The sequence below is a fragment of the Marinococcus sp. LNHM4E3-1 genome, from assembly GCF_056034405.1.
In genome coordinates this window covers 111,702-130,656 of the sequence record NZ_JBQLID010000004.1, presented here as the reverse complement: position 1 = coordinate 130,656, position 18,955 = coordinate 111,702, and the positions used below count along the sequence as shown (strand labels likewise).

Here is an 18,955-nt window from a genome sequence, read left to right as displayed (position 1 = left end):
AGAGTAGCATATCGCAGACAGAGCGGCAATTGCATATTAGGAGGGAAAAGATGGGACGTATCAACATAAAAGCAGACGTCGGTGCGTTTGGAATACCGTCCGAGCAAATTCATATCAGGGAGGAAGAAAAGGGGGAGTTAAAAGCCGGCCGCGTGGAAGTACGGATGCGTCTGTCCCCGGTTAATCCTTCGGATCTCATTCCTGTATACGGGCGTTATGCCCACCGGGTAACGCTGCCGCTCGTGCCCGGCTACGAAGGTGTGGGCGTTATTGAGCGGGTTGGAGAAGGAGTGAGCAGAGGATTGATAGGAAAGCGCGTGCTGCCGCTGCGGGGCGAAGGCACCTGGCAGTCGCTTGTGCATGCGCCGGGAGCCCTGACCGTACCGGTGCCGGACAGTCTTTCCGATGAGACAGCTGCGCAGATGTACATCAACCCGGTGACGGCGTACGTCCTTTTAACTGAAAAGCTGGATATTCCTTCCGGTGGAATGCTTGTTGTTAACGCGGCTAATTCTGTAATGGGAAGGCTTCTGATTCAATTGGCTTCCTGGATGAATATTCGCGTGGTGGGCCTTGTACGACGAAATGAAGTAATAAACGAGCTGGTACAGCTGGGGGCAGAAAAAATAGTGGCAGCCGGGGAGGGAGAAGAAGAGAACGGGCTGAAAGCTGCCCTGCAGGGGGAGAAAGCAGAAGCCGCCGTGGATATGATCGGTGGAGAAGCCGGAGCCGCTCTCGCGCTCACCGTTAAGCCGGGAAAAACGCTTATAGCCCTCGGCCTGCTCTCCGGCAGACCGCTCGACTGGGCTTATATTACGGAAAGACTGGGAGTGAAGGGGGCGATGTTTCATCTGAGGCACTGGAATGCTTCAGTTTCCGATGCGCGCTTCCAGCAGGTATTCAGGAGGCTGTTTCAACTGGTGGAAAGCGGGCAGCTCGTGGTGCCGCGCGCCCGGCATACGTATCCTCTCGTTCAGATACGACAGGCGTTACAGGACTATGAGAGCAAAAGCTTCAGCGGCGGTGGAAAAATAATGCTCGCCGTCCCGTGACTGCCTGCTCTATACAAGAGGGGCTGTGCCGATTTATAATAAACATACTCAATCCAACAGAAACGGTGAGAACTTATGCGGGAATTTTCTTTTTATTCGACTCCCTTCGGTGTAAGCGGAGAAGAAGTACCATATGCAGCAATTGCTAAAGCCACAACAAGCAGAGAGCTCGTGTCGGATCAGGAATCCGATGCCTTTTATTTTCGTTCGCTTGAAGCGGACGGTATTTTTTTGAACGAAGCCCAGATTGAAGCCGTACGCTTTGGCAGCGGGCCGCTGCTGGCGCTTGCAGGTGCCGGATCAGGAAAAACGTCGGTGCTCGTCTGCCGGGCGGGCTATTTAATGGCGGTCAAGCAGGTGCCGGCAGAATCCGTTCTACTGATCACATTTACAAAAAAAGCAGCGGAGGAAATGAAAACGAGAGTGATGAACCTGCCGGGTGTCGGAGAAACAGCCAGCAATCTGCAGGTGCGCACGTTCCACGCCTTTTTCCTGCTTCTGCTCCGGCGCCACGGTATCCGACAGGAAATTGTTTCAAGCGAGCGGAAAAAGCAGCTGGCCGTGAAGCTTTTGATGAAGGACATGGGCCTTGAAGATGTCTATCAGCCCGAGGCGGTCTTATCCTTTCTGTCCTATCATAAAATGAATGACACCGCTGTTGCGGATCTTCCTGAAAAAGAGACGAGCCAAAAGCAGTTGAAACGTATCTGCGAGGCGTATGAAGACTGGAAGCTTGAACGCAATTATATTGATTTTGACGATATTTTAATGAAGGCCAAAGCATTGATGGACGAGGACCCGGCTTTTCTGCAGCAGCTGCAGGACCGGTTTGAGTACGTCATGGTCGATGAATTTCAGGACACCAACTATCTTCAGTACAGGCTGGTGCAGATGATCGTGGAAAAGCACCGCAATTTGTTTGTGGTGGGTGATGACGACCAGACGATTTATTCGTTTAACGGGGCCCGGCACGAATTTATTCTGGAGTTTGACCAGAAGTATCCGGAAGCGCAGACGATTGTGCTCGACGTCAACTACCGCTCCCATAAAGCTATTGCCGGCCTTGGGAATGAAGTGGTGCGCCACAACAAGCAGCGGAAAACGAAAACCCTCCAGGTGATGAATGCAGAAGCCTCGTCTCCGTTTTATTTCCGCGCTGCGTCTACCGACGAAGAAGCGGAGCAGGTGGTGGCAGATATGAAGCGTGCCGTGGCAGAGGGAGAATGCGAGTGGCGTGATATGGCCGTGCTGCACCGGACGATCAGTGTGAGCCGTGCCATCTTTGAGCAGCTGACGGCCCAGGATGTGCCGTTTGTGCACCATTCCCTCGGCAACCAGATGTTCTATGAGCAGTGGCCGGTGAAAGCGATGATGGACTATCTGCGGCTGAGCCTGAATCCGACGCTCGTGGAAGCGATGCCCGAGGTTGTGCCGACTTTATTCATCTCCCGGGAGCGCGGCATGCGGCACATTAAAGACCGTGAAATATTTTCTCCCCGCAGCGAACCGCTGCTTCATTTAACAGACATGCCGGGCATTCGCCCGTTTCAGCGTAAAAAGGTGGAGGAGCGGCAGAGCATGATTCAGAAGCTGAAGGAAAAACGCCCGGAAACGGCCATCCGCCAGATGCGGCGCCAGTTTTACGACGGCTACCTGGAGGCCGATGAACAGCAGGTAAGCATGAAAAAGGAAACGTTAAAGGAAACCCTCGATGAACTGGAGTCCTCGGCCAAACGGTTTGAAAGTGTGTCGTCTTTTGTATACTTTGTCGACGATATGCTGCGGACATTCCGCGAGATGAAGGAGCGGGAGAAGGACCCGGATGCGAACCACGTTTCGCTGATGACGATCCACCGGGCCAAGGGCATGGAGTTTCCGGTCGTGTATGTGATCGGGGCTTCAGAAACGATCATGCCGCATGATTCTGCCTTAAAGGCCGACCGGATGAAGGACCTTTTATACGGAGAGAAGGCAGAAAATAAGCAGACCCAGGCTCTGGAGGAGGAGCGCCGGCTCGCATATGTAGCGATTACGCGGGCGAAGCAGAAGCTGTGCATCAGCTCGCCGGCCTTTTACCGCGGCAAGGAGGTGGAAGTGTCACGCTTTCTGCTCGAAGCCTTTCCGGGAGAAACACATACAGGGGAAAAGCAGGAAACGGAAACCATCGAGGCGCTCGTCTGTGAAGAAGCGATGTGCCCGGCCTGGATACGTCTGTCGGAAGCACCTGATGAAACGGAAAAAGAGTGTCCGATGTGCAAAGGGAAAATGGTGCCCGGCACTAAACAGGTTATTAAAAAGTAACTGCCGCAGCCGGCTCAGCAAATTAGTTGAATAATCACGTGCAGCAGGCTACGATGAATTGATAGATACTAATGTTTCTAAGGGGGAGTCAGCAATGGCAGACGAGTCAGTAACATTATATGCATGGATTAACGGAAAACGAGTGGACGCCGACGAATATATGGAACGGGAAAACCCGGCAGACCCGCAAAAAATCGTGGCATACGTGCCGAAAACAACGACCGGGCAGGCAGCGGAAGCTATTGAAGCAGCCCGTGCTGCTTTTCCTGCGTGGAAGGAAGTGCCGGTGGAAGAGCGGATCGAGCGGATGGAACGCGCCATCCAAACAATGAAGGACCGCACGCCGGAGCTTGCTGAAACGCTCGCGGAAGAACACGGCAAGCCGGTTTACGACGCAGAGGGAGAAATGGCGGTTTCAATCATGTGGATGGAGTACGCCTGCCAGACAGTAAAAGAGACAATCGCTGATCAGGTAGACGAAGGCGAGGGCGGCAAAACAATCATCCGTCAGGAGCCGATAGGCGTAGTGTCTGCCATCAGCCCGTGGAACTATCCAATTGCGCTCTCTACAATCAAGATTGCTCCGGCGATTCTGACAGGAAATACCGTCGTTTCAAAGCCGAGCCCGTTTGCTCCACATGCGGTCAGCCTGGTAGTTGAAATGATTGCCAAAGAATTTCCGGACGGGGTGCTGAATCTCGTCCACGGAGAAGCTGAGGTCGGCGTGGAGCTTACCTCCAATACACATGTGGATAAAATTGCTTTCACGGGAGGTACGGAAACTGCTAAGAAAATTATGAAGTCGGCCGCGGATACAATTAAGGATATGACGCTTGAGCTTGGCGGCAATGATGCTGCCGTAGTGCTGCCGGACTTTGACGTAAATGATGAGCGCGCGATGCGCCGCATGGTTATCTCCAACTTCCTGACCGCCGGCCAGATATGCATGATCGCCAAACGCATTTATGTACCGCGCACCCTATACAATGATTTTGTGGAAAAGTATCAGGAAGCAGCCAACAAATGGGTGAAAATCGGCAGTCCGTTTGATGAACAGGTCACGACCGGACCGCTCAATAACAAGCAGCAGCTGGATTTTGTGAAAAGCCTTGTGGATAATGCGGCTGAAAAAGGAGCGGACGTTATCCCGCTCGGCCACATTGTGGATAAGGAGCTGTTTGAACAGGGGTACTTCCTGCAGCCGACTCTGGTGCTCGGCGCGGACCAGCAGGACGACATTGTGAAGGAGGAACAGTTCGGACCGACCGTTCCGATCGTGCCTTACGATACGGTGGATGAAGCGGTGAAAATGGCGAACGACAGCATTTACGGCCTCACAAGCTCGGTATGGGGAGAAGAGGACCATGCCATCGAAGTTGCAGCCCGTATTGAAGCAGGCACTACGATGGTCAATACCGCTGCTGTGCAGGGACTTGACGTCCGTTATCCATTCGGCGGAGTCAAGCAGTCCGGCATCGGCCGCGAATACGGAAAGGAAGGCCTTCTCGGCTACGTAACCCCTCACGTCATCAATGTACCGAAAATGCGGGATCTGCCGTATATTCCCGAATAACAAAATTAAGCAGCTGTCCTGGAGGCTTCCAGGACAGTTTTTTATGCTGAAGTTTGAGAAAAGTAAAGATTTTTGAAAAGGAGTGATCCGATGCGGAGAATAGAGGTCGTGCCGTGGCAAAAGGAGTGGAAGCACTATTTTTACCATGAACAAAAGCTGCTCGAGCTTGAAGCCGGCGGTCCGGGAGATCATATTTATCACATAGGAAGCACGAGCGTTCCGGGCCTTTCGGCAAAGCCCATCATCGATATCCTGATCGAAACGCCGAAGCTTTCTATGTGGTCCGAAGACCGGCTTGAAGGACTCGGATATAGGGGAAAAGGAGAGCATGGTATTGAAGGAAGGGCTTTTTATTATAAAGGCGAATATGTCCACCGTTTTCACGTGCACGTGTTCGAAAAAGAAAGCGAAGGGAGCGGACGTCACCTTGCCTTCCGCGATTATTTACGCTCTTTCCCGGCAAAGGCGAAGGAATATGAAATCATTAAAAAACAGGCTGCAGCGAGGCACCCACACAGTCCGTCTGGATATATGGAAGAAAAGCATACTGTCGTGCAGAGGCTCGAACAGGAGGCTCTTTTCTGGAAACGAACAGAAGGAGAAAATGGTGGTTTTTGAAAAACTGACAAAACCGTCCACAGACATATACACAATGGGGATGGTTATCAGCTGAGATAAGGGAAGGACATAAAAATAATCGAAGCGGCTGCTTCGATTGAAGGCATTGATGACAGAGAATTTACTGAAATGAAGCGCCGGCTTGTGGACAGTCTTTGAAGTGCTTTCGGAAATTATCCACAGCCGGCTGGAAAATGGAGCGAGGATGAAAGAAGCTACTGATATAAAGCGGTGTGAATTTTTCTCATCAATCTCCCGGTACGGACCGGGTGCTCGGCAAAAGCAACATAGCCGTCCGGACGTATGAGTACAGCTGAAAATGCCGGCAGCTTCCATTTAACGGCAAGATCGCGCCGGTAATCAAACAGATGGTGGATATTCGGTCTGGAGGCCCGGAGTATGCCTTTACGCTGAACAACGAGAATGAGAATAGAAGGGCCGTACTGCCGGCGCACCTCCTGGATGCTTTCATCGAGCTGATGAAGCTCCTGCTCGTCTTCGATATAAAACAGGCAGGTAAACTGCTGGATGTGCAGAAAATCCATTACGTCTGCGTGTTCTCCTTCCTCGGTAAGAACACGTGCCGGCGCAGCCCGGGATCCGGCTGGAATCATCGGCCCCTGGTGCTGGAATTTCGCAAACGAAGCCCTGTTCTGATAGCTGATATCAATATTGGCGAGGCGCTGGGTCAGCTGGCGCTGCAATGAACTGCTTTTGCTCAGCATACTGACAGGGTTCGCCAGAAGGCGTGGAATAAGGGTATGGGAGCGGGTCATCACCTGCATGGCCGTATTTGTCATTCGAATGGTCTTGCGTCCGACCTCGTACCGTTCCTCTTCATACGTATCGAGCAGAGCAGGATCCGAATGGCCGCGGAGCACCCACGCCAATTTCCAGCAGAGGTTAACCGCGTCCTGCATGCCGAGGTTCATCCCCTGGCCGCCGAAGGGGCTGTGCAGATGGGCAGCATCCCCGGCAAGAAACAGCCGCTGGTCCCGGTAGGCATCAGCCTGGTGATGGGAGGTGCCGAACTGGGACAGCCAGGAGGCGCTGGTCAAACGTACTGGCTGCTGGGTAATACGCTGTACGCTTTTTTCGAGATCTTCAAGAGGGAGGTCGTCCTGGTGTTCACGGTTCTGTTCGGCATGGTCGATAGTGATTACCCGGTACGATTCATCACGGAAGGGAAAGAAAGCAGCTACACCGCGTTCGGTAATAAATGTCGATATATCGTTGGAAAGCGGAATTCCTTCCACCGTCACGTCCCCTAAAAAGTAGATTGTTTCATGCTTGCCGCCCGGAAAGGAAACGTTCATGTTCTCACGGACGGTACTGTGAGGACCATCACAGCCGATCACATAGGAGGCGCGGATTAATTCGTGCCCATTTTCGGTGGAGCATTCCACCTCTGCGTAGTCCCGGTACTGGGTAATCCGTTTACAGTGGGTGTTCCAATCGATAAATTGGCCGATTTCCCGAAGCTGTTTCTTTAAAATATGCTCCGTATCTGACTGCGGCAGCATAAGCATGAAGGGAAACGGCGTATCGAGCGAAGCAAAGGAGGCCCTGGAAGCACGTTTGCCTTCAGGCTGAACAGCCGCATCAGTGATTGGGAACCCTTCCTTTAAGAAGGGGCGGAGCGCACCGATCAGGCTGAGCATTTCGAGGGTGCGCGCCTGGATGCCGAATGCTTTGGAAAAGGGGGAAATCGAGCTTTTTCTGTCTAAAATACGGACGCGGATGCCGAGTGCTCTTAATGTGTTGGCGGCAGTCAAGCCTACGGGGCCCGCCCCAACAATGCATACATCGGTATTCGTTGTTTTCATGAATTCATCACGCTCCCTTCGGTATACTTGTAGTATACCCTGCGAAAGGCTGCCTCATGCACGTGTTGCCCGCAGGAGGAAACTGTGTTTGAATATGGGAAATTCCTATTTCCGACTGGGATTGGGCCGGTTTGATTCTTAATGAAGGAAAGGAAGAGGTTAATGTCATTCACTCATGATTTAAAGGAAAAACTGCTGCCGGTGTGGGAGCAGAATCATACGCATCCGTTTGTGGAAGAGCTTGGGCGGGGGACCCTCGATAAGGAAAAATTTCGTTATTTCATGGTTCAGGATTACCTTTATCTCATGCAATATGCGAAACTGTTTGCGATTGGTGCTGTTAAAGCCGAAGACGTGGAAACGATGGGGGCTTTTGCGAAGGTAATGGACGTTACCATGAATGAAGAAATGAGTCTGCACCGCCAGTATGCAAAAAAATTTGGCATCACCGAACAGGAGCTCGAACAGGCAGAAGCGGCACCAACTACACTTGCGTACACAAGGTATATGCTGCATGAAGGGCAGAACGGAGGTCTGGCTGAGCTGCTTGCGGCTGTGCTTCCATGCATGTGGAGCTACGCAGAAATCGGAAGAAAGCTCAGTTCATGGCCGGGGGCCCTCGAGCATGAGCTGTACGGCGAATGGGTGCAGATGTACAGCGATGACGAATTTCAGCAGCTGGCGGACTGGGGCATCAGCATGCTCGACCGCCTGGCAGAAAACAAACCCGCGGAGGAAAAAAGAAAGATTGAAAATATATTTTTAACGACTACCCGGTTTGAGTATTTGTTCTGGGAAATGGCGTACCGGCTGGAAGGCTGGCCGCAGACATGAAAAGCCCCCGGAGGACCGGGAGCTCTGCTTATATTTGAGGGGAAAGCGTAAATACGCCAAACCATTCATTTTCGTCCGTCCACCAGTCGCTGGTTTCCCAGAAGGACTGGCGGGCCAGATTTATGAATTCCTCGGGAGTGAACTTCCGGCTGTTTTCTGTATGGATCGTCTCGCCGGCACGCATCGTAAACGTTTCTCCACCGATCGAGAACAGGGAAGGCTTTTCGGCGCGCAGATGCATTTCGATCCGCCCGAGCCGTTCGTTGTAAAAAGCCTCATGTGCAAAATGGCCGGTATTGATGCCGGCGTCAAGCTCGCGGTTTAGGCGGTGGAGCAAATTTTTATTAAAGGAAGCGGTAATGCCTGCCTCGTCATTATACGCCCGGTGAAGCACGACCGGATCCTTCTTCAAATCGACACCGACCACCAGGCTGTCCTCGGGATTCATATGAAAAGCGAGCTTTTGTAAAAATTCGGAAGCCTCCTTCGGATCCAGGTTTCCAATAGTGGAGCCGAGAAAAAAGACAGCAGAGGGCTGGTCTTTGCTGCTGTTAAAAAACGACATCGTTTTTGTATAGTCTGCACATACGCCTGAGACCTGCATGGCCGGCACGGCTTCCTTTACATGGGCGGCGGTATCGTGCAGGGCACTAAGCGAAATGTCGACGGGGGTATAGCTCACTGCCTCCGATAGGAAGGGAAGCAGGCAGCGGATTTTATCAAAGCTTCCGCTTCCAAGCTCAATAAGGGAGGAGGCTCCAATGCTTTCAGCAATTTCTTCCCCGTAGTCGGATAAAACAGACGCCTCGGTCCGGCTCACGTAATATTCCGGCAGCCGGGTAATTTCATTAAATAGCATGCTTCCCTGCTCATCGTAGAAATGTTTCGGGGGGATACTCTTAGGCTCGGCAGCCAGTCCGGTGCGAACGTCTTCAGCCAGGGAGGAGAGCGAAGGCTTTAAATCCAATACAGTATAGTCAGCCATGGCTATTTCTGCACTCCGTCCTTGGCAAGCCTCAGTCCGCTGAACTGCCAGCGTTTTTCCGGCGGGAAAAAATTACGGTAGGTGGAGCGGATGTGTGACTGCGGAGTTGCGCACGAACCGCCGCGCAGCACCATTTGGTTGCTCATGAATTTTGCATTGTATTCTCCCATGGCCCCTTCCGGCGGACGGTTGCCTGGATACGGGGAATAAGGACTGCGTGTCCACTCCCATACGTCTCCGTAGGCATTGGGAGCCGATTGGAGTGGCTGCGGATGATAGCTTTCAGATTCAAGAAACGTACCGTCTGCTTCGGAGCTGCGGAAAGCGTACTCCCATTCCTGTTCGGTAGGGAGGCGCGCTCCGGCCCAGCGGGCATAGGCATCTGCTTCGTAGTAGCTGATATGGGCAATAGGTTCATGAAGGCGCACTTCTTTCAGGCCGTTCATCGTAAAGTAGAACCAGATCCCGCCCTGTTTCTGCCAGTAGAGCGGTGCCTTCCAGTCATGCTTCTGGACAATACCCCAGCCTTCGGAAAGCCACAGCTCAGGATCTTCGTAGCCGCCGTCTTCAATAAAACGAATATATTCTTCGTTGGTCACCGGTCTGGAGGCGATAGAGAAGGCGTGCAGATAAAATTTATGCTCCGGGCGTTCGTTATCGAAGGAAAAATGCAGATTATCTGTGCCAATAGTCGTTAACTCGTCTTCATAGGCGTGCCATTCCAATTCAGGAGTCTCTCCCTTTTCAGCAAAAGAATCATTTTCCAGGTAGGCAGGGTTAAGTGGATTCATCGAAAAGTTGAATTTTGTGTCGGTGACTAACAGCTCCTGGTGCTGCTGCTCGTGCTGCAGGCCGGTTTCCATTAATTCAGCGATCTCATCGTTCCAGGGCCCTTCTTTGAGAAAACGTTCCATCGCCGCTTCCACATGACGCCGGTATTCCATGGTGTCTTCAGTCGTCGGACGGGAAATCAGTCCGCGGTACTGCTTGGGAAACGGTTTTCCCTGCGTTTCGTAATAGGAGTTGTACAAGCCGTTGGAGAATTTTGAAAACTCTTCATAATGATCAGCGTACGGCTTGAGAATGAACTGCTCAAAAAACCAGGTCGTGTGGGCCAGATGCCATTTCGCCGGACTGACGTCAGGATGCGCCTGAATCATAAAATCTTCGGTGTATAACGGTTCGGTCAGCTTCATCGTCTGCTGACGCAGAGACGTAAAACGTTCGGTGAAGTCAGCTTTTGCGGCATTTGCCTTCGCCTGTACGATGGGGAATTCCTCCTCAGGTAAATAGAATGGTGCATAAGTACATGCACATGAAGGTTAAATACCCGCTTCAAAACAGGGCAAAACAAGGCGGAAAGACAGAAAAGCGAAAAAAGGAATGCCCGCGAAGGCATTCCATGAGGCTGATATTTTTTAGGCTTCTTTCTGAAGCTCTCTTCCAGTGTAGTGATAAACGAGTTCTTCGCTGATTTCCCGCAGCTTTCTTTGATTGGCTGTGGAATAGGAATCACTCGAAGAGCTCGTAATTCCTTTTTTCGTGAAGTATTTACCGGTTACCTGAGAGCCGCGGGCACCTGAAGCAAGCGACACTTCCAGGTCAGCTCCTTCCTCCGGGGAGTCGCCGAACATACTGGTGAATTTGTTCAGTCCCCGGTAAAAGGCATTTTTATTATTCAATCCGAACCCGGTGGAAATGTTGCCGGGATGGAGAGCGTTCACTTTAATATTTTCATAGCGTAGCCTTTGGGAAAGGTCATACGTATACAGCAGCAGGGACAGCTTCGCCAGACCGTATTGCTTCAGGCCGTTATACTTCTGCTCCCCCTGCAGATTTTGAAAGTTCATCCTGGATATTGCATGTGCAGCAGAAGAAACGTTTACAATCCGGCCGTCAGAGCTCTTCCGGAGAAGAGGGAGGAGAAGCTCAGTAAGATAAAATACCCCGAGGTAATTCAGGGCAAAAGTGCGCTCGAGATGCTCCTCCGTCCAAACCCTGGAAGAGTAGACGGCGCCGGCATTATTAATCAGGGCGTCAAGCTGGCCGTAGTCCCGTGCTATATTCTCTGTAAGTGTCTCGATTTCCTGCAGCAGGGAAAGGTCAGCCTGATAAAAATGAAGTCCTGTGTTTCCGGTTTTCTGCTCCAATTCGGTAATCAGCTCTTCGCCTTTCCATTCCTTGCGTCCCACCAGCAATAGGGTGTGCCCTTCAGCTGCCAGTTTTTCTGCGACGATTCTGCCGATGCCGTTGGTGGCGCCGGTCAGCAGGATAGTTCTTTGATTTTCTACTTTGTTTTCCATCAATGAAGGCCTCCCTTAATCATCAAACATAAAGGAGCAGCGCTTCCTGAAAAGAAGCGTCTGCCCCGCCGGTACTGTTATTGTTTTGCGCGTACCCAGTTGATCAAACCGCCGCGAAGCATCATGTCAATTTGGCGCCTTGACATTTCATGGCGCACGGTAATGGTTTCATTTTTGTTTTTAATAGTGGCTTCAAACGTGTTGTAATTTTGGATATTTTCACGCAGGTTCTCAAGCACAATAGTGTCGCCGGCGTCGATTTTCATATAGTCTTCAGTGTCTTCAAACGTGATCGGAAGCACGCCGAAGTTCACAAGGTTCTGCCAGTGAATACGGGCAAAGTCCTGGACAAGGGCAACACGCAGACCGAGGTAGCGGGGTGCAAGGGCTGCGTGCTCACGGCTTGAGCCCTGGCCGTAGTTGGATCCGCCGACAATAGCGTGACCGGTATCATCTTTAATTTCCATTGCCCGGTTGTAATAGTCTTCATCGGTAATTTCAAATGAAAACTTGCTGATTTCCGGCAGGTTACTGCGGTACGGAAGCACGCGCGCTCCGCCGGCAAGAATCTCATCGGTGGAGAAGTTGTCGCCAAGCTTCAGCAGTACTGGTACTTCGATGCGGTCCGGCAGCTCTTCCATTTCCGGAAGGGTAGCAATGTTCGGGCCTTTTTCAATTTTTATATTTTTTGCTTCTTCGTAAGGAAGCGGCTCCTGCAGCAGCCGGAAATCAACGGTTGGCTCATCAGGTTCACCTACCTTAGGATAGTCCATATCAAGGGTCCGCGGGTCGGTAATTTCACCGTAAAGCGCAGAAGCAGCAGCTATTTCAGGGCTGCACAGGAATACGCGGTCTTCCTTCGTACCCGAGCGTCCCGGGAAGTTCCGCGGAGTCGTCCGCAGGCTGTTTTTGTGGGTGGCAGGTGCCTGTCCCATGCCGATACAGCCGTTACAGCCTGCCTGGTGCAGCCGGCCGCCAGCGCTCAGGAGATTGGCAATATGGCCGTTGGACACGAGGTCTGTCAGCATTTGCCGTGAAGATGGATTAATATCAAAGCTTACATTTTCATGCACATTTTTCCCTTTGACGATCTCAGAAGCAATCGCAAAGTCTCGGTATCCAGGGTTTGCGGATGAACCAATATACGCCTGGAAAATAGGTTCGCCGGCGATTTCCCGTACCGGTACAACGTTGCCCGGACTCGACGGTTTGGCAATCAGCGGCTCAAGAGAGGACAAATCGATTTCTTCATCGATGTCGTACTGGGCACCGCGGTCAGCTTTCAGCTCCTGCCATTCGTCCTCGCGGTTCTGGCTTGCCATGAAACGCTTCACTTCATCGTCCGATGGGAATACGCTTGCGGTGGCACCGAGCTCGGCTCCCATGTTCGCAATAACGTGACGATCCATAGCGCTCAGATCTTCAAGGCCTGGTCCGTAGTATTCAATGACTTTGTTAGCGCCGGCTTTCACGTCATGGCGGCGGAGAAGCTCAAGAATAACGTCCTTGGCGCTGACCCAGTCCGGAAGCTTGCCGGTAAGCTTTACTCCCCAAACCTGGGGCATTTTAACAAAGAATGGCTCTCCAGCTATTGCCATCGTTACTTCGATACCGCCTGCTCCCATGGCAAGCATCCCCATACAGCCGTTGGCACATGTATGGGAGTCCGACCCGAGAAGGGTGCGGCCGGGACGGGCAAGGCGCTGCATGTGTACCGGGTGGCTGACACCGTTACCCGGGCGGCTGAAATACATGCCGAAGCGTTTTGCTGCTGTTTGAAGAAACAGATGGTCATCCGGGTTTTTATTATCCTCCTGAATGATATTGTGGTCTACGTACTGGGCGGAAGCTTCTGTCTGAGCCCGTTCAACCCCCATCGCTTCAAGCTCAAGCATCACCATTGTTCCAGTGGCATCCTGGGTGAGTGTCTGGTCGATTTTCATTCCAATCTCTTCGCCTGGAGTCATCTCCCCGGAGACGAGGTGTTCTTCGATTAGCTTTTGTGCAACGTTTCGTGCCATAAATGGCGTCCTCCTTCGTCAGAATTCCAATTGTGTTAATTCTTTCTGAATGAAAACATGCTCTTAATATTTATACCTGTTAAGAAAAACTTGTAAACATACGAGGGATCTTTCTTTTCGTGTAAATTTTAATGTGTAATAATATAAATAAGGATGAAACCTTCCGGGGTACACCTGCGTATAAATACTCGTGTAAAAGAAAATGAAGAGTAAAAAAAGGAGAGAAAGCCATGGGTAAAAGAATCATGCTGTTTCTGTTAACGAACATGATGGTGTTGTTAACAATTGTCATCGTGTTTTCAATACTAAGTTTGTTTGGTGTTAACCTGGGTGCTTATGACTATGGTGCCGGTACGCTGAATCTGGTGCCGCTGTTGATTATCAGTGCCGTTATCGGCTTTGCCGGAGCATTTATTTCACTGGCTATGTCGAGATTCATAGCGAAAAAAGCGATGAACGTCAAAGTAATTGACCCGGATAATCCGGGAAGCCAGGCTGAAAAAATGGTCGTTGAAAAAGTACACCGTCTCTGCCGGCGCGCAGGGCTTACCCATATGCCGGAGGTTGGGATTTACCAGTCCGCTGAAGTGAACGCTTTTGCGACAGGGCCTACCAAAAAGAGATCGCTTGTTTCCGTTTCAACTGGTCTGCTTCAATCGATGGATGATGATGCTGTTGAAGGCGTTATTGCCCATGAGGTTGCCCACGTGGCAAATGGCGATATGATCACTATGACCCTGCTGCAGGGAATCGTGAACACGTTCGTGGTGTTCCTGGCACGGGTCGTCGCCTTTGCGGTATCGAGGTTCGTAAACGAAAATATGCGCCCGATTATTCACTTTCTGGCGATTATTGTATTTCAGATCCTCTTTTCGATTCTCGGAAGTATTGTTGTGGCTGCCTACTCCCGCTACCGTGAGTATCACGCCGACCGCGGCGGGGCAGATCTTGCCGGTAAAGACAAGATGGCCCATGCTCTCCGCTCACTGCAAAATTATGTGGACCGGGTGGATACGGAACAGTCATCCATGCAGACGCTGAAAATCAACAATAAGCCGTCGGCAGCTGCGATGCTCTTTTCGTCGCACCCGCCGCTTGAAGACCGGATCCGCCGTTTAGAACAAAGCTGAATATAAGCACCTTCCCCGGATGCGCCTGCCGCGTCCGGGTTTTTTGTACCAGGTGGAAGGATAGAGAGATGGATATTTCCCGGGAAATATAAAATTGACACAAAAACGTAAATGATATGGTTCGAATTTGGCTTTATATCATGATATAAAGAGTAGAGTGATCTATTATTGAAAGGAGAAGTCCTATGAAATATCGAATTTTTGGTCTTCTCGCGGTTTTATTTTTCATTGCCTCCCCTTACCAGGCGGTTGCAGCGCCCGTACTGGAATCCTCGAGTCCGGAAAATGGAGATTCTTTGTTGGAAGTACCCGAGCGGGTGGAACTCAACTTTGATACAGAGATTGACCGTGTAGAAGATATGTATCTGCTTGTAGAAACCGGCGATGAAATTGATATAGAAGAACCAGTGATCAGCGAAGACGGAATGACAGTCTCCGCAGAGATCGAGAGCATTCTGGAAAATGGAAACTATATATTAAATTACACCGTAACTGATGCGGAAGGGGAGTCTGAACAGCAGGGCATTAATTTCAGTATTAACAGCAACACTTCCCTCGAAGAAAGACAGGATAACCTGGAAGAACGGACAGGCGAAAGTGCTCTTACAGAAGCAGAACAGGAAGAAGAGCGGGAAGCAGAAGAAGCAGGCGCGAATATTCCCGGCATGGTGTTTATGGGAGCGCTTGGCCTGACAGTCGTTTCCGCGTTTACGATCATTTTATGGAAAAACAGAGAGCGTAAAAAGTAACAGTGGACAGCTTCGAGACCCTTCGAAGCTGTTTTTTTGTTTGTGTGTGGAAAAATTCCAATGGCTTCAGCCGTTCTTGTTTGGCAGTGGGGGACCATTGTCCGCTATAATAGACGGGGAGAGAGGACGGAGATGCAGATGAGAGAGCAGCAGACAGGCATTGCAGCAGGAGTGGCAGCTTATGTACTTTGGGGATTTCTTCCGCTTTACTGGAAGCTTTTTAACGAGGTCCCGGCGATCGATGTGCTCGCCCACCGGGTGATCTGGTCGTTTTTATTCATGGCTGTACTTATTGTGCTGATCGGGCGCTACAAAGGAGTATGGAATGAAATAACGCATGCTTTTCATTCCGTGAAAACGACGGCGGCGATCACCGGTGCCGCTTTATTGATTACGATCAACTGGTTTACTTTTATTTTTGCAGTGAACGGAGACCATGTGATCCAGGCGAGCCTTGGCTACTATATTAACCCGCTTGTGAACGTAGCTCTGGCGACGGTATTTTTAAAAGAACGGCTGGCACGTATGGAAATAGCTGCGGTAGTGCTCGCGTTTATCGGCGTATTCGTGCTGACGATTTCCTACGGGCAGTTTCCGTGGGCTTCGATTATCCTGGCATTATCCTTTGGGTGCTATGGTATTATTAAAAAAACTGTAGCACTCGGCGCATGGGCAGGTTTGACGCTGGAATCGTTTCTGGCAGCTCCATTTGCCCTGATTTTTTTAATGTTCTTTTCGGGCGAAACGGCTTCCACCTATGATTCAGGCACGTGGACACTGCTCTTCGGGGCGGGGGCAGCTACGGCTGTTCCATTGCTGCTGTTCGCCTCGGGGGCGCGGAAGATCAGCTATTCCCTGCTTGGCTTTCTGCAGTATATTGCGCCGACGATTATGCTGGTGCTGGGTGTTTTTTTATTTAGGGAGCCTTTTTCCTTCCAGCAGTTCACAGCCTTTTTAATTGTCTGGGCGGGGCTTACGCTGTTTACCGTTTCGCGGACACGTATTCATATGCAGAGAAAGAAAACAGAAGCAGCTATAAATAGTTGAAGAAAAGGAGAGAAAGCATGGATGAGCGATATTCGAGACAGCAGCTGTTTTCGCCGATTGGTGAAGCGGGCCAGAAAAAATTAAACGAAAGCTCTGTGACGATTGTCGGTGCAGGAGCGCTCGGGGCTTCGGCAGCGGAGATGCTTGTGCGTGCCGGCGTTGGTACAGTGACGATCGCAGACCGTGATTACGTGGAGTACAGCAATCTGCAGCGCCAGCAGCTGTATACGGAAAAGGATGCCGCAGAGCAGATGCCTAAAGCAGCCGCGGCAGAAAAAAGGCTGCGTGAGATTAACTCCGGGGTTCATGTGCAAGGTGAAGTGGTGGATGTCGATTTTACATGGATCGAAGCAAAGGCTGCAGAGACAGATCTTATCGTTGACGGGACGGACAATTTTGATACCCGTCTGCTGATTAACGATGCGGCGAGAAAATACCGTAAGCCCTGGATTTACGGAGCCTGTGTGGGAAGTATCGGCATGGTGCACCCGTTTCTTCCGGGAGAGCGCCCCTGCTTTCGCTGCGTATGGAAAAAGATCCCTTCGCAGGGGCAGACGTGCGACACAGTAGGAGTAATCGCTCCGGCTGTGCAGTCAGTAGCGGCAAAGCAGACGGCCGCAGCCTTAAAAATACTGGTCGGTGACGGAGAAAGTCTCCCGGTGACTCTGGACTATTTTGATCTTTGGAACCAGCAGCAGTTTTCCATCGGCCTGCAGAGCAGTAAGGATCCTGGATGCCTCTCATGTGGTGAAGAAGCGGAATATCCGGCGTTAACATATGAACATTCAAATAAAACGAGCGTACTGTGCGGCAGGGATACAGTGCAGATCCGCCCGGGGGAAAGCAAACAGCTGAACTTCGAACGGCTGGAGCGCGATTGGGAAAGCAGGAACTGGAGCGTGCGCAAAAATCCTTATCTGTTGTCGGTGCAGACTGAAACGCGGCGTATCGTTTTATTTCAGGACGGGCGGGCGCTCATCCACGGCACGAGCGACGTCCAGGAAGCCAAGCGGTGGTATGCACAGCTGCTCGGATAACCTGAAACCAATCCATCGAAGGGAGATGAAGGACAACATGAACTGGAAACCCTTCGTAGCGGCAGGGGCCGGGGCTGTTCTCCTGCAGGCCTGCAGCGGCGGTCCGCAGGCAGAACAGAACGAAGAGCAGCCCGAGCTGACGGTTTCAGCGGCAGCCAGTCTGCAGGATGCTCTTACTGAGGTGCAGAAAAGCTTCGCCAACGAGCATCCGGATATTTCCCTGGCGTTTAACTACGGCGGCTCCGGCACACTGAAGCAGCAGATTGAGCGGGGCGGTCCGGCGGATGTCTTTTTGTCAGCCTCCGCTTCACACTATAACGATCTTGAAGAGGAAAATATAATGGTGGATACAGGGGATCCTGCCTTTGCAGAAAATAAGCTGGTGGCGGTGGTGCCTGAAGACAGTGCGGAAGAAAAGCTTCAGAGCGTGCTCAATGGAAGCGGCCGGATAGCGGTGGCAACGCCGGAGGCAGCACCCGCCGGAAGATATACCCGGGAAGCACTTACTTCCATGAAGGAATGGGAGCGCGTGCAGGAGCGGGTGGTTTTTGCTAAAGATGTGCGGCACGCGTTAACTCTTGTCGAAAGAGGCAATGCAGCGGTCGGCTTTGTATATGCTTCAGACGCGCGCGAAGCTGACGTACGGGTGCTTGAAGAAATTGATCCTTCCCTGTACTCCCCCATTCACTATTACGGCGGGGCTGTGGCAGGAAGCGGGAACGAAGAAGAAAGCCGGGAATTTATGGAATACCTGCAAAGCAGTGAAGCCCAGGATATTTTGCGTTCGTACGGCTTTTCAGACCCGGAATAAAAGGAGCGTGCCTGATGTTTTGGTTTCCGATACAGTTATCTCTGCTGACAGCAAGCATCGCAGCTGTCCTTGTTTTCATTGTCGGGGCGATGCTCGGGAGAGTTTTTGCCGTCAGAAATTTCCGGGGGAAGCTGGCAGCAGAAACGTTCCTGATGCTTCCGCTCGTGCTGCCTCCTTCGGTGACCGGCTTTTTACTTATCGTCGTCTTTGGAACGAGCAGCTGGATTGGCAGCGTGTATGAACAAGTATTTCAAAATTCGATTATTTTCACGCCGGTCGCCGCTGTTGTTGCCGCTGCGGTCGTGGCGTTTCCTTTAATGTTTCAGTCGGCAAAAACCGGCTACGGTTCAATTGACCCCAATATTGAATCCGCTGCAAGAGTTGACGGGGCAGGAGAGTGGCGCGTGTTTACAAATATCGCTGTTCCTCTCGCCGGAAGAGCGCTTATGACAGGATTTGTTCTCAGTTTTACGAGAGCTCTGGGAGAATTCGGGGCTACGCTGATGTTTGCCGGGAATATTCCCGGCGTTACACAAACAATGCCGACGGCCATCTACGTGGCCATTGAGTCGAATCAAATGAACCTTGCGTATACGTACGTCGGCATCAGTATATTTATTTCCTTCCTGCTGCTCGGTTTAACTTACCTTTTAAACCGGGAACGTTAA

General features: G+C 51.3%; 16 protein-coding genes. 11 read left to right on the top strand and 5 right to left on the bottom strand.

Going from position 1 to position 18,955, the window contains the following annotated elements; genetic code table 11:
• Positions 1–50 precede the first annotated feature (50 nt).
• From ACTRXI_RS05830 to ACTRXI_RS05815, 4 genes are all read left to right on the top strand, one after another.
• Positions 51–1,052, top strand: coding sequence for a zinc-dependent alcohol dehydrogenase family protein (locus ACTRXI_RS05830; protein WP_474261515.1), 1,002 nt, complete (start codon positions 51–53; stop codon positions 1,050–1,052).
• Between the two features lie 75 nt (positions 1,053–1,127).
• Complete coding sequence (locus ACTRXI_RS05825; RefSeq protein ID WP_474261514.1) at positions 1,128–3,353, top strand: ATP-dependent helicase; 2,226 nt, start codon at positions 1,128–1,130, stop codon at positions 3,351–3,353.
• A gap of 94 nt (positions 3,354–3,447) precedes the next feature.
• Entirely contained in the window at positions 3,448–4,926 is a 1,479-nt protein-coding gene (locus tag ACTRXI_RS05820; protein WP_474261513.1) for an aldehyde dehydrogenase family protein, read from the top strand.
• A gap of 90 nt (positions 4,927–5,016) precedes the next feature.
• Positions 5,017–5,544 (top strand): GrpB family protein, encoded by a 528-nt coding sequence (locus tag ACTRXI_RS05815; RefSeq protein ID WP_474261512.1) that lies wholly within the window; start codon positions 5,017–5,019, stop codon positions 5,542–5,544.
• Between the two features lie 215 nt (positions 5,545–5,759).
• Here ACTRXI_RS05815 and ACTRXI_RS05810 read toward each other — a convergent pair whose 3' ends face one another.
• Positions 5,760–7,370, bottom strand: coding sequence for an FAD-dependent monooxygenase (locus ACTRXI_RS05810; protein ID WP_474261511.1), 1,611 nt, complete (start codon positions 7,368–7,370; stop codon positions 5,760–5,762).
• Positions 7,371–7,532: 162 nt separating this feature from the next.
• On the opposite strand from ACTRXI_RS05810, the gene tenA reads away from it, so the two are divergent.
• Positions 7,533–8,204 carry a thiaminase II gene (gene tenA, locus ACTRXI_RS05805; protein WP_474261510.1) on the top strand — a complete coding sequence of 224 codons (672 nt, stop codon included), beginning with the start codon at positions 7,533–7,535 and terminating at the stop codon, positions 8,202–8,204.
• 28 nt (positions 8,205–8,232) lie between these two features.
• Here tenA and egtD read toward each other — a convergent pair whose 3' ends face one another.
• The 4 genes from egtD to ACTRXI_RS05785 all read right to left on the bottom strand — a co-directional run bounded on the left by egtD (position 8,233) and on the right by ACTRXI_RS05785 (position 13,513).
• The gene (gene egtD, locus ACTRXI_RS05800; RefSeq protein ID WP_474261509.1) at positions 8,233–9,189 is read right to left on the bottom strand and encodes an L-histidine N(alpha)-methyltransferase; all 957 of its coding nucleotides are present in this window, start codon (positions 9,187–9,189) and stop codon (positions 8,233–8,235) included.
• Positions 9,190–9,191: 2 nt separating this feature from the next.
• The gene (egtB, locus tag ACTRXI_RS05795) at positions 9,192–10,457 is read right to left on the bottom strand and encodes an ergothioneine biosynthesis protein EgtB (protein WP_474261670.1); all 1,266 of its coding nucleotides are present in this window, start codon (positions 10,455–10,457) and stop codon (positions 9,192–9,194) included.
• 150 nt (positions 10,458–10,607) lie between these two features.
• Complete coding sequence (locus ACTRXI_RS05790) at positions 10,608–11,492, bottom strand: SDR family NAD(P)-dependent oxidoreductase (protein WP_474261508.1); 885 nt, start codon at positions 11,490–11,492, stop codon at positions 10,608–10,610.
• Between the two features lie 77 nt (positions 11,493–11,569).
• On the bottom strand, positions 11,570–13,513 hold the full coding sequence (locus ACTRXI_RS05785) for an aconitate hydratase (protein ID WP_474261507.1): 1,944 nt from the start codon (positions 13,511–13,513) through the stop codon (positions 11,570–11,572).
• Positions 13,514–13,743: 230 nt separating this feature from the next.
• Between ACTRXI_RS05785 and htpX the strand changes: the two genes are divergently transcribed.
• From htpX to modB, 6 genes are all read left to right on the top strand, one after another.
• Complete coding sequence (gene htpX, locus ACTRXI_RS05780) at positions 13,744–14,643, top strand: protease HtpX (protein WP_091612608.1); 900 nt, start codon at positions 13,744–13,746, stop codon at positions 14,641–14,643.
• A 185-nt stretch (positions 14,644–14,828) separates the two neighbouring features.
• A complete protein-coding gene (locus ACTRXI_RS05775; RefSeq protein ID WP_474261506.1) occupies positions 14,829–15,392 on the top strand; it encodes a copper resistance CopC family protein in 564 nt (187 codons plus the stop codon).
• A 60-nt stretch (positions 15,393–15,452) separates the two neighbouring features.
• The gene (rarD, locus tag ACTRXI_RS05770; RefSeq protein ID WP_474261505.1) at positions 15,453–16,439 is read left to right on the top strand and encodes an EamA family transporter RarD; all 987 of its coding nucleotides are present in this window, start codon (positions 15,453–15,455) and stop codon (positions 16,437–16,439) included.
• A gap of 17 nt (positions 16,440–16,456) precedes the next feature.
• Positions 16,457–17,476, top strand: a complete 1,020-nt coding sequence (locus ACTRXI_RS05765; RefSeq protein ID WP_474261504.1) for a ThiF family adenylyltransferase — start codon at positions 16,457–16,459, stop codon at positions 17,474–17,476.
• Positions 17,477–17,513: 37 nt separating this feature from the next.
• Complete coding sequence (modA, locus tag ACTRXI_RS05760) at positions 17,514–18,287, top strand: molybdate ABC transporter substrate-binding protein (protein WP_474261503.1); 774 nt, start codon at positions 17,514–17,516, stop codon at positions 18,285–18,287.
• 14 nt (positions 18,288–18,301) lie between these two features.
• Positions 18,302–18,955 (top strand): molybdate ABC transporter permease subunit, encoded by a 654-nt coding sequence (modB, locus tag ACTRXI_RS05755; protein ID WP_474261502.1) that lies wholly within the window; start codon positions 18,302–18,304, stop codon positions 18,953–18,955.

What these genes read in the sequence shown, in the direction of transcription:
- modB (WP_474261502.1), top strand. Translation starts at nt 18,302, where the DNA reads ATGTTTTGGTTTCCGATACAGTTATCTCTGCTGACAGCAAGCATCGCA.
- ACTRXI_RS05820 (WP_474261513.1), top strand. Translation starts at nt 3,448, where the DNA reads ATGGCAGACGAGTCAGTAACATTATATGCATGGATTAACGGAAAACGA.
- ACTRXI_RS05790 (WP_474261508.1), bottom strand. Translation starts at nt 11,492, where the DNA reads ATGGAAAACAAAGTAGAAAATCAAAGAACTATCCTGCTGACCGGCGCC.
- tenA (WP_474261510.1), top strand. Translation starts at nt 7,533, where the DNA reads ATGTCATTCACTCATGATTTAAAGGAAAAACTGCTGCCGGTGTGGGAG.
- ACTRXI_RS05810 (WP_474261511.1), bottom strand. Translation starts at nt 7,370, where the DNA reads ATGAAAACAACGAATACCGATGTATGCATTGTTGGGGCGGGCCCCGTA.
- rarD (WP_474261505.1), top strand. Translation starts at nt 15,453, where the DNA reads ATGGCTTCAGCCGTTCTTGTTTGGCAGTGGGGGACCATTGTCCGCTAT.
- ACTRXI_RS05830 (WP_474261515.1), top strand. Translation starts at nt 51, where the DNA reads ATGGGACGTATCAACATAAAAGCAGACGTCGGTGCGTTTGGAATACCG.
- htpX (WP_091612608.1), top strand. Translation starts at nt 13,744, where the DNA reads ATGGGTAAAAGAATCATGCTGTTTCTGTTAACGAACATGATGGTGTTG.
- egtD (WP_474261509.1), bottom strand. Translation starts at nt 9,189, where the DNA reads ATGGCTGACTATACTGTATTGGATTTAAAGCCTTCGCTCTCCTCCCTG.
- modA (WP_474261503.1), top strand. Translation starts at nt 17,514, where the DNA reads ATGAACTGGAAACCCTTCGTAGCGGCAGGGGCCGGGGCTGTTCTCCTG.
- ACTRXI_RS05775 (WP_474261506.1), top strand. Translation starts at nt 14,829, where the DNA reads ATGAAATATCGAATTTTTGGTCTTCTCGCGGTTTTATTTTTCATTGCC.
- ACTRXI_RS05785 (WP_474261507.1), bottom strand. Translation starts at nt 13,513, where the DNA reads ATGGCACGAAACGTTGCACAAAAGCTAATCGAAGAACACCTCGTCTCC.
- ACTRXI_RS05765 (WP_474261504.1), top strand. Translation starts at nt 16,457, where the DNA reads ATGGATGAGCGATATTCGAGACAGCAGCTGTTTTCGCCGATTGGTGAA.
- ACTRXI_RS05825 (WP_474261514.1), top strand. Translation starts at nt 1,128, where the DNA reads ATGCGGGAATTTTCTTTTTATTCGACTCCCTTCGGTGTAAGCGGAGAA.
- ACTRXI_RS05815 (WP_474261512.1), top strand. Translation starts at nt 5,017, where the DNA reads ATGCGGAGAATAGAGGTCGTGCCGTGGCAAAAGGAGTGGAAGCACTAT.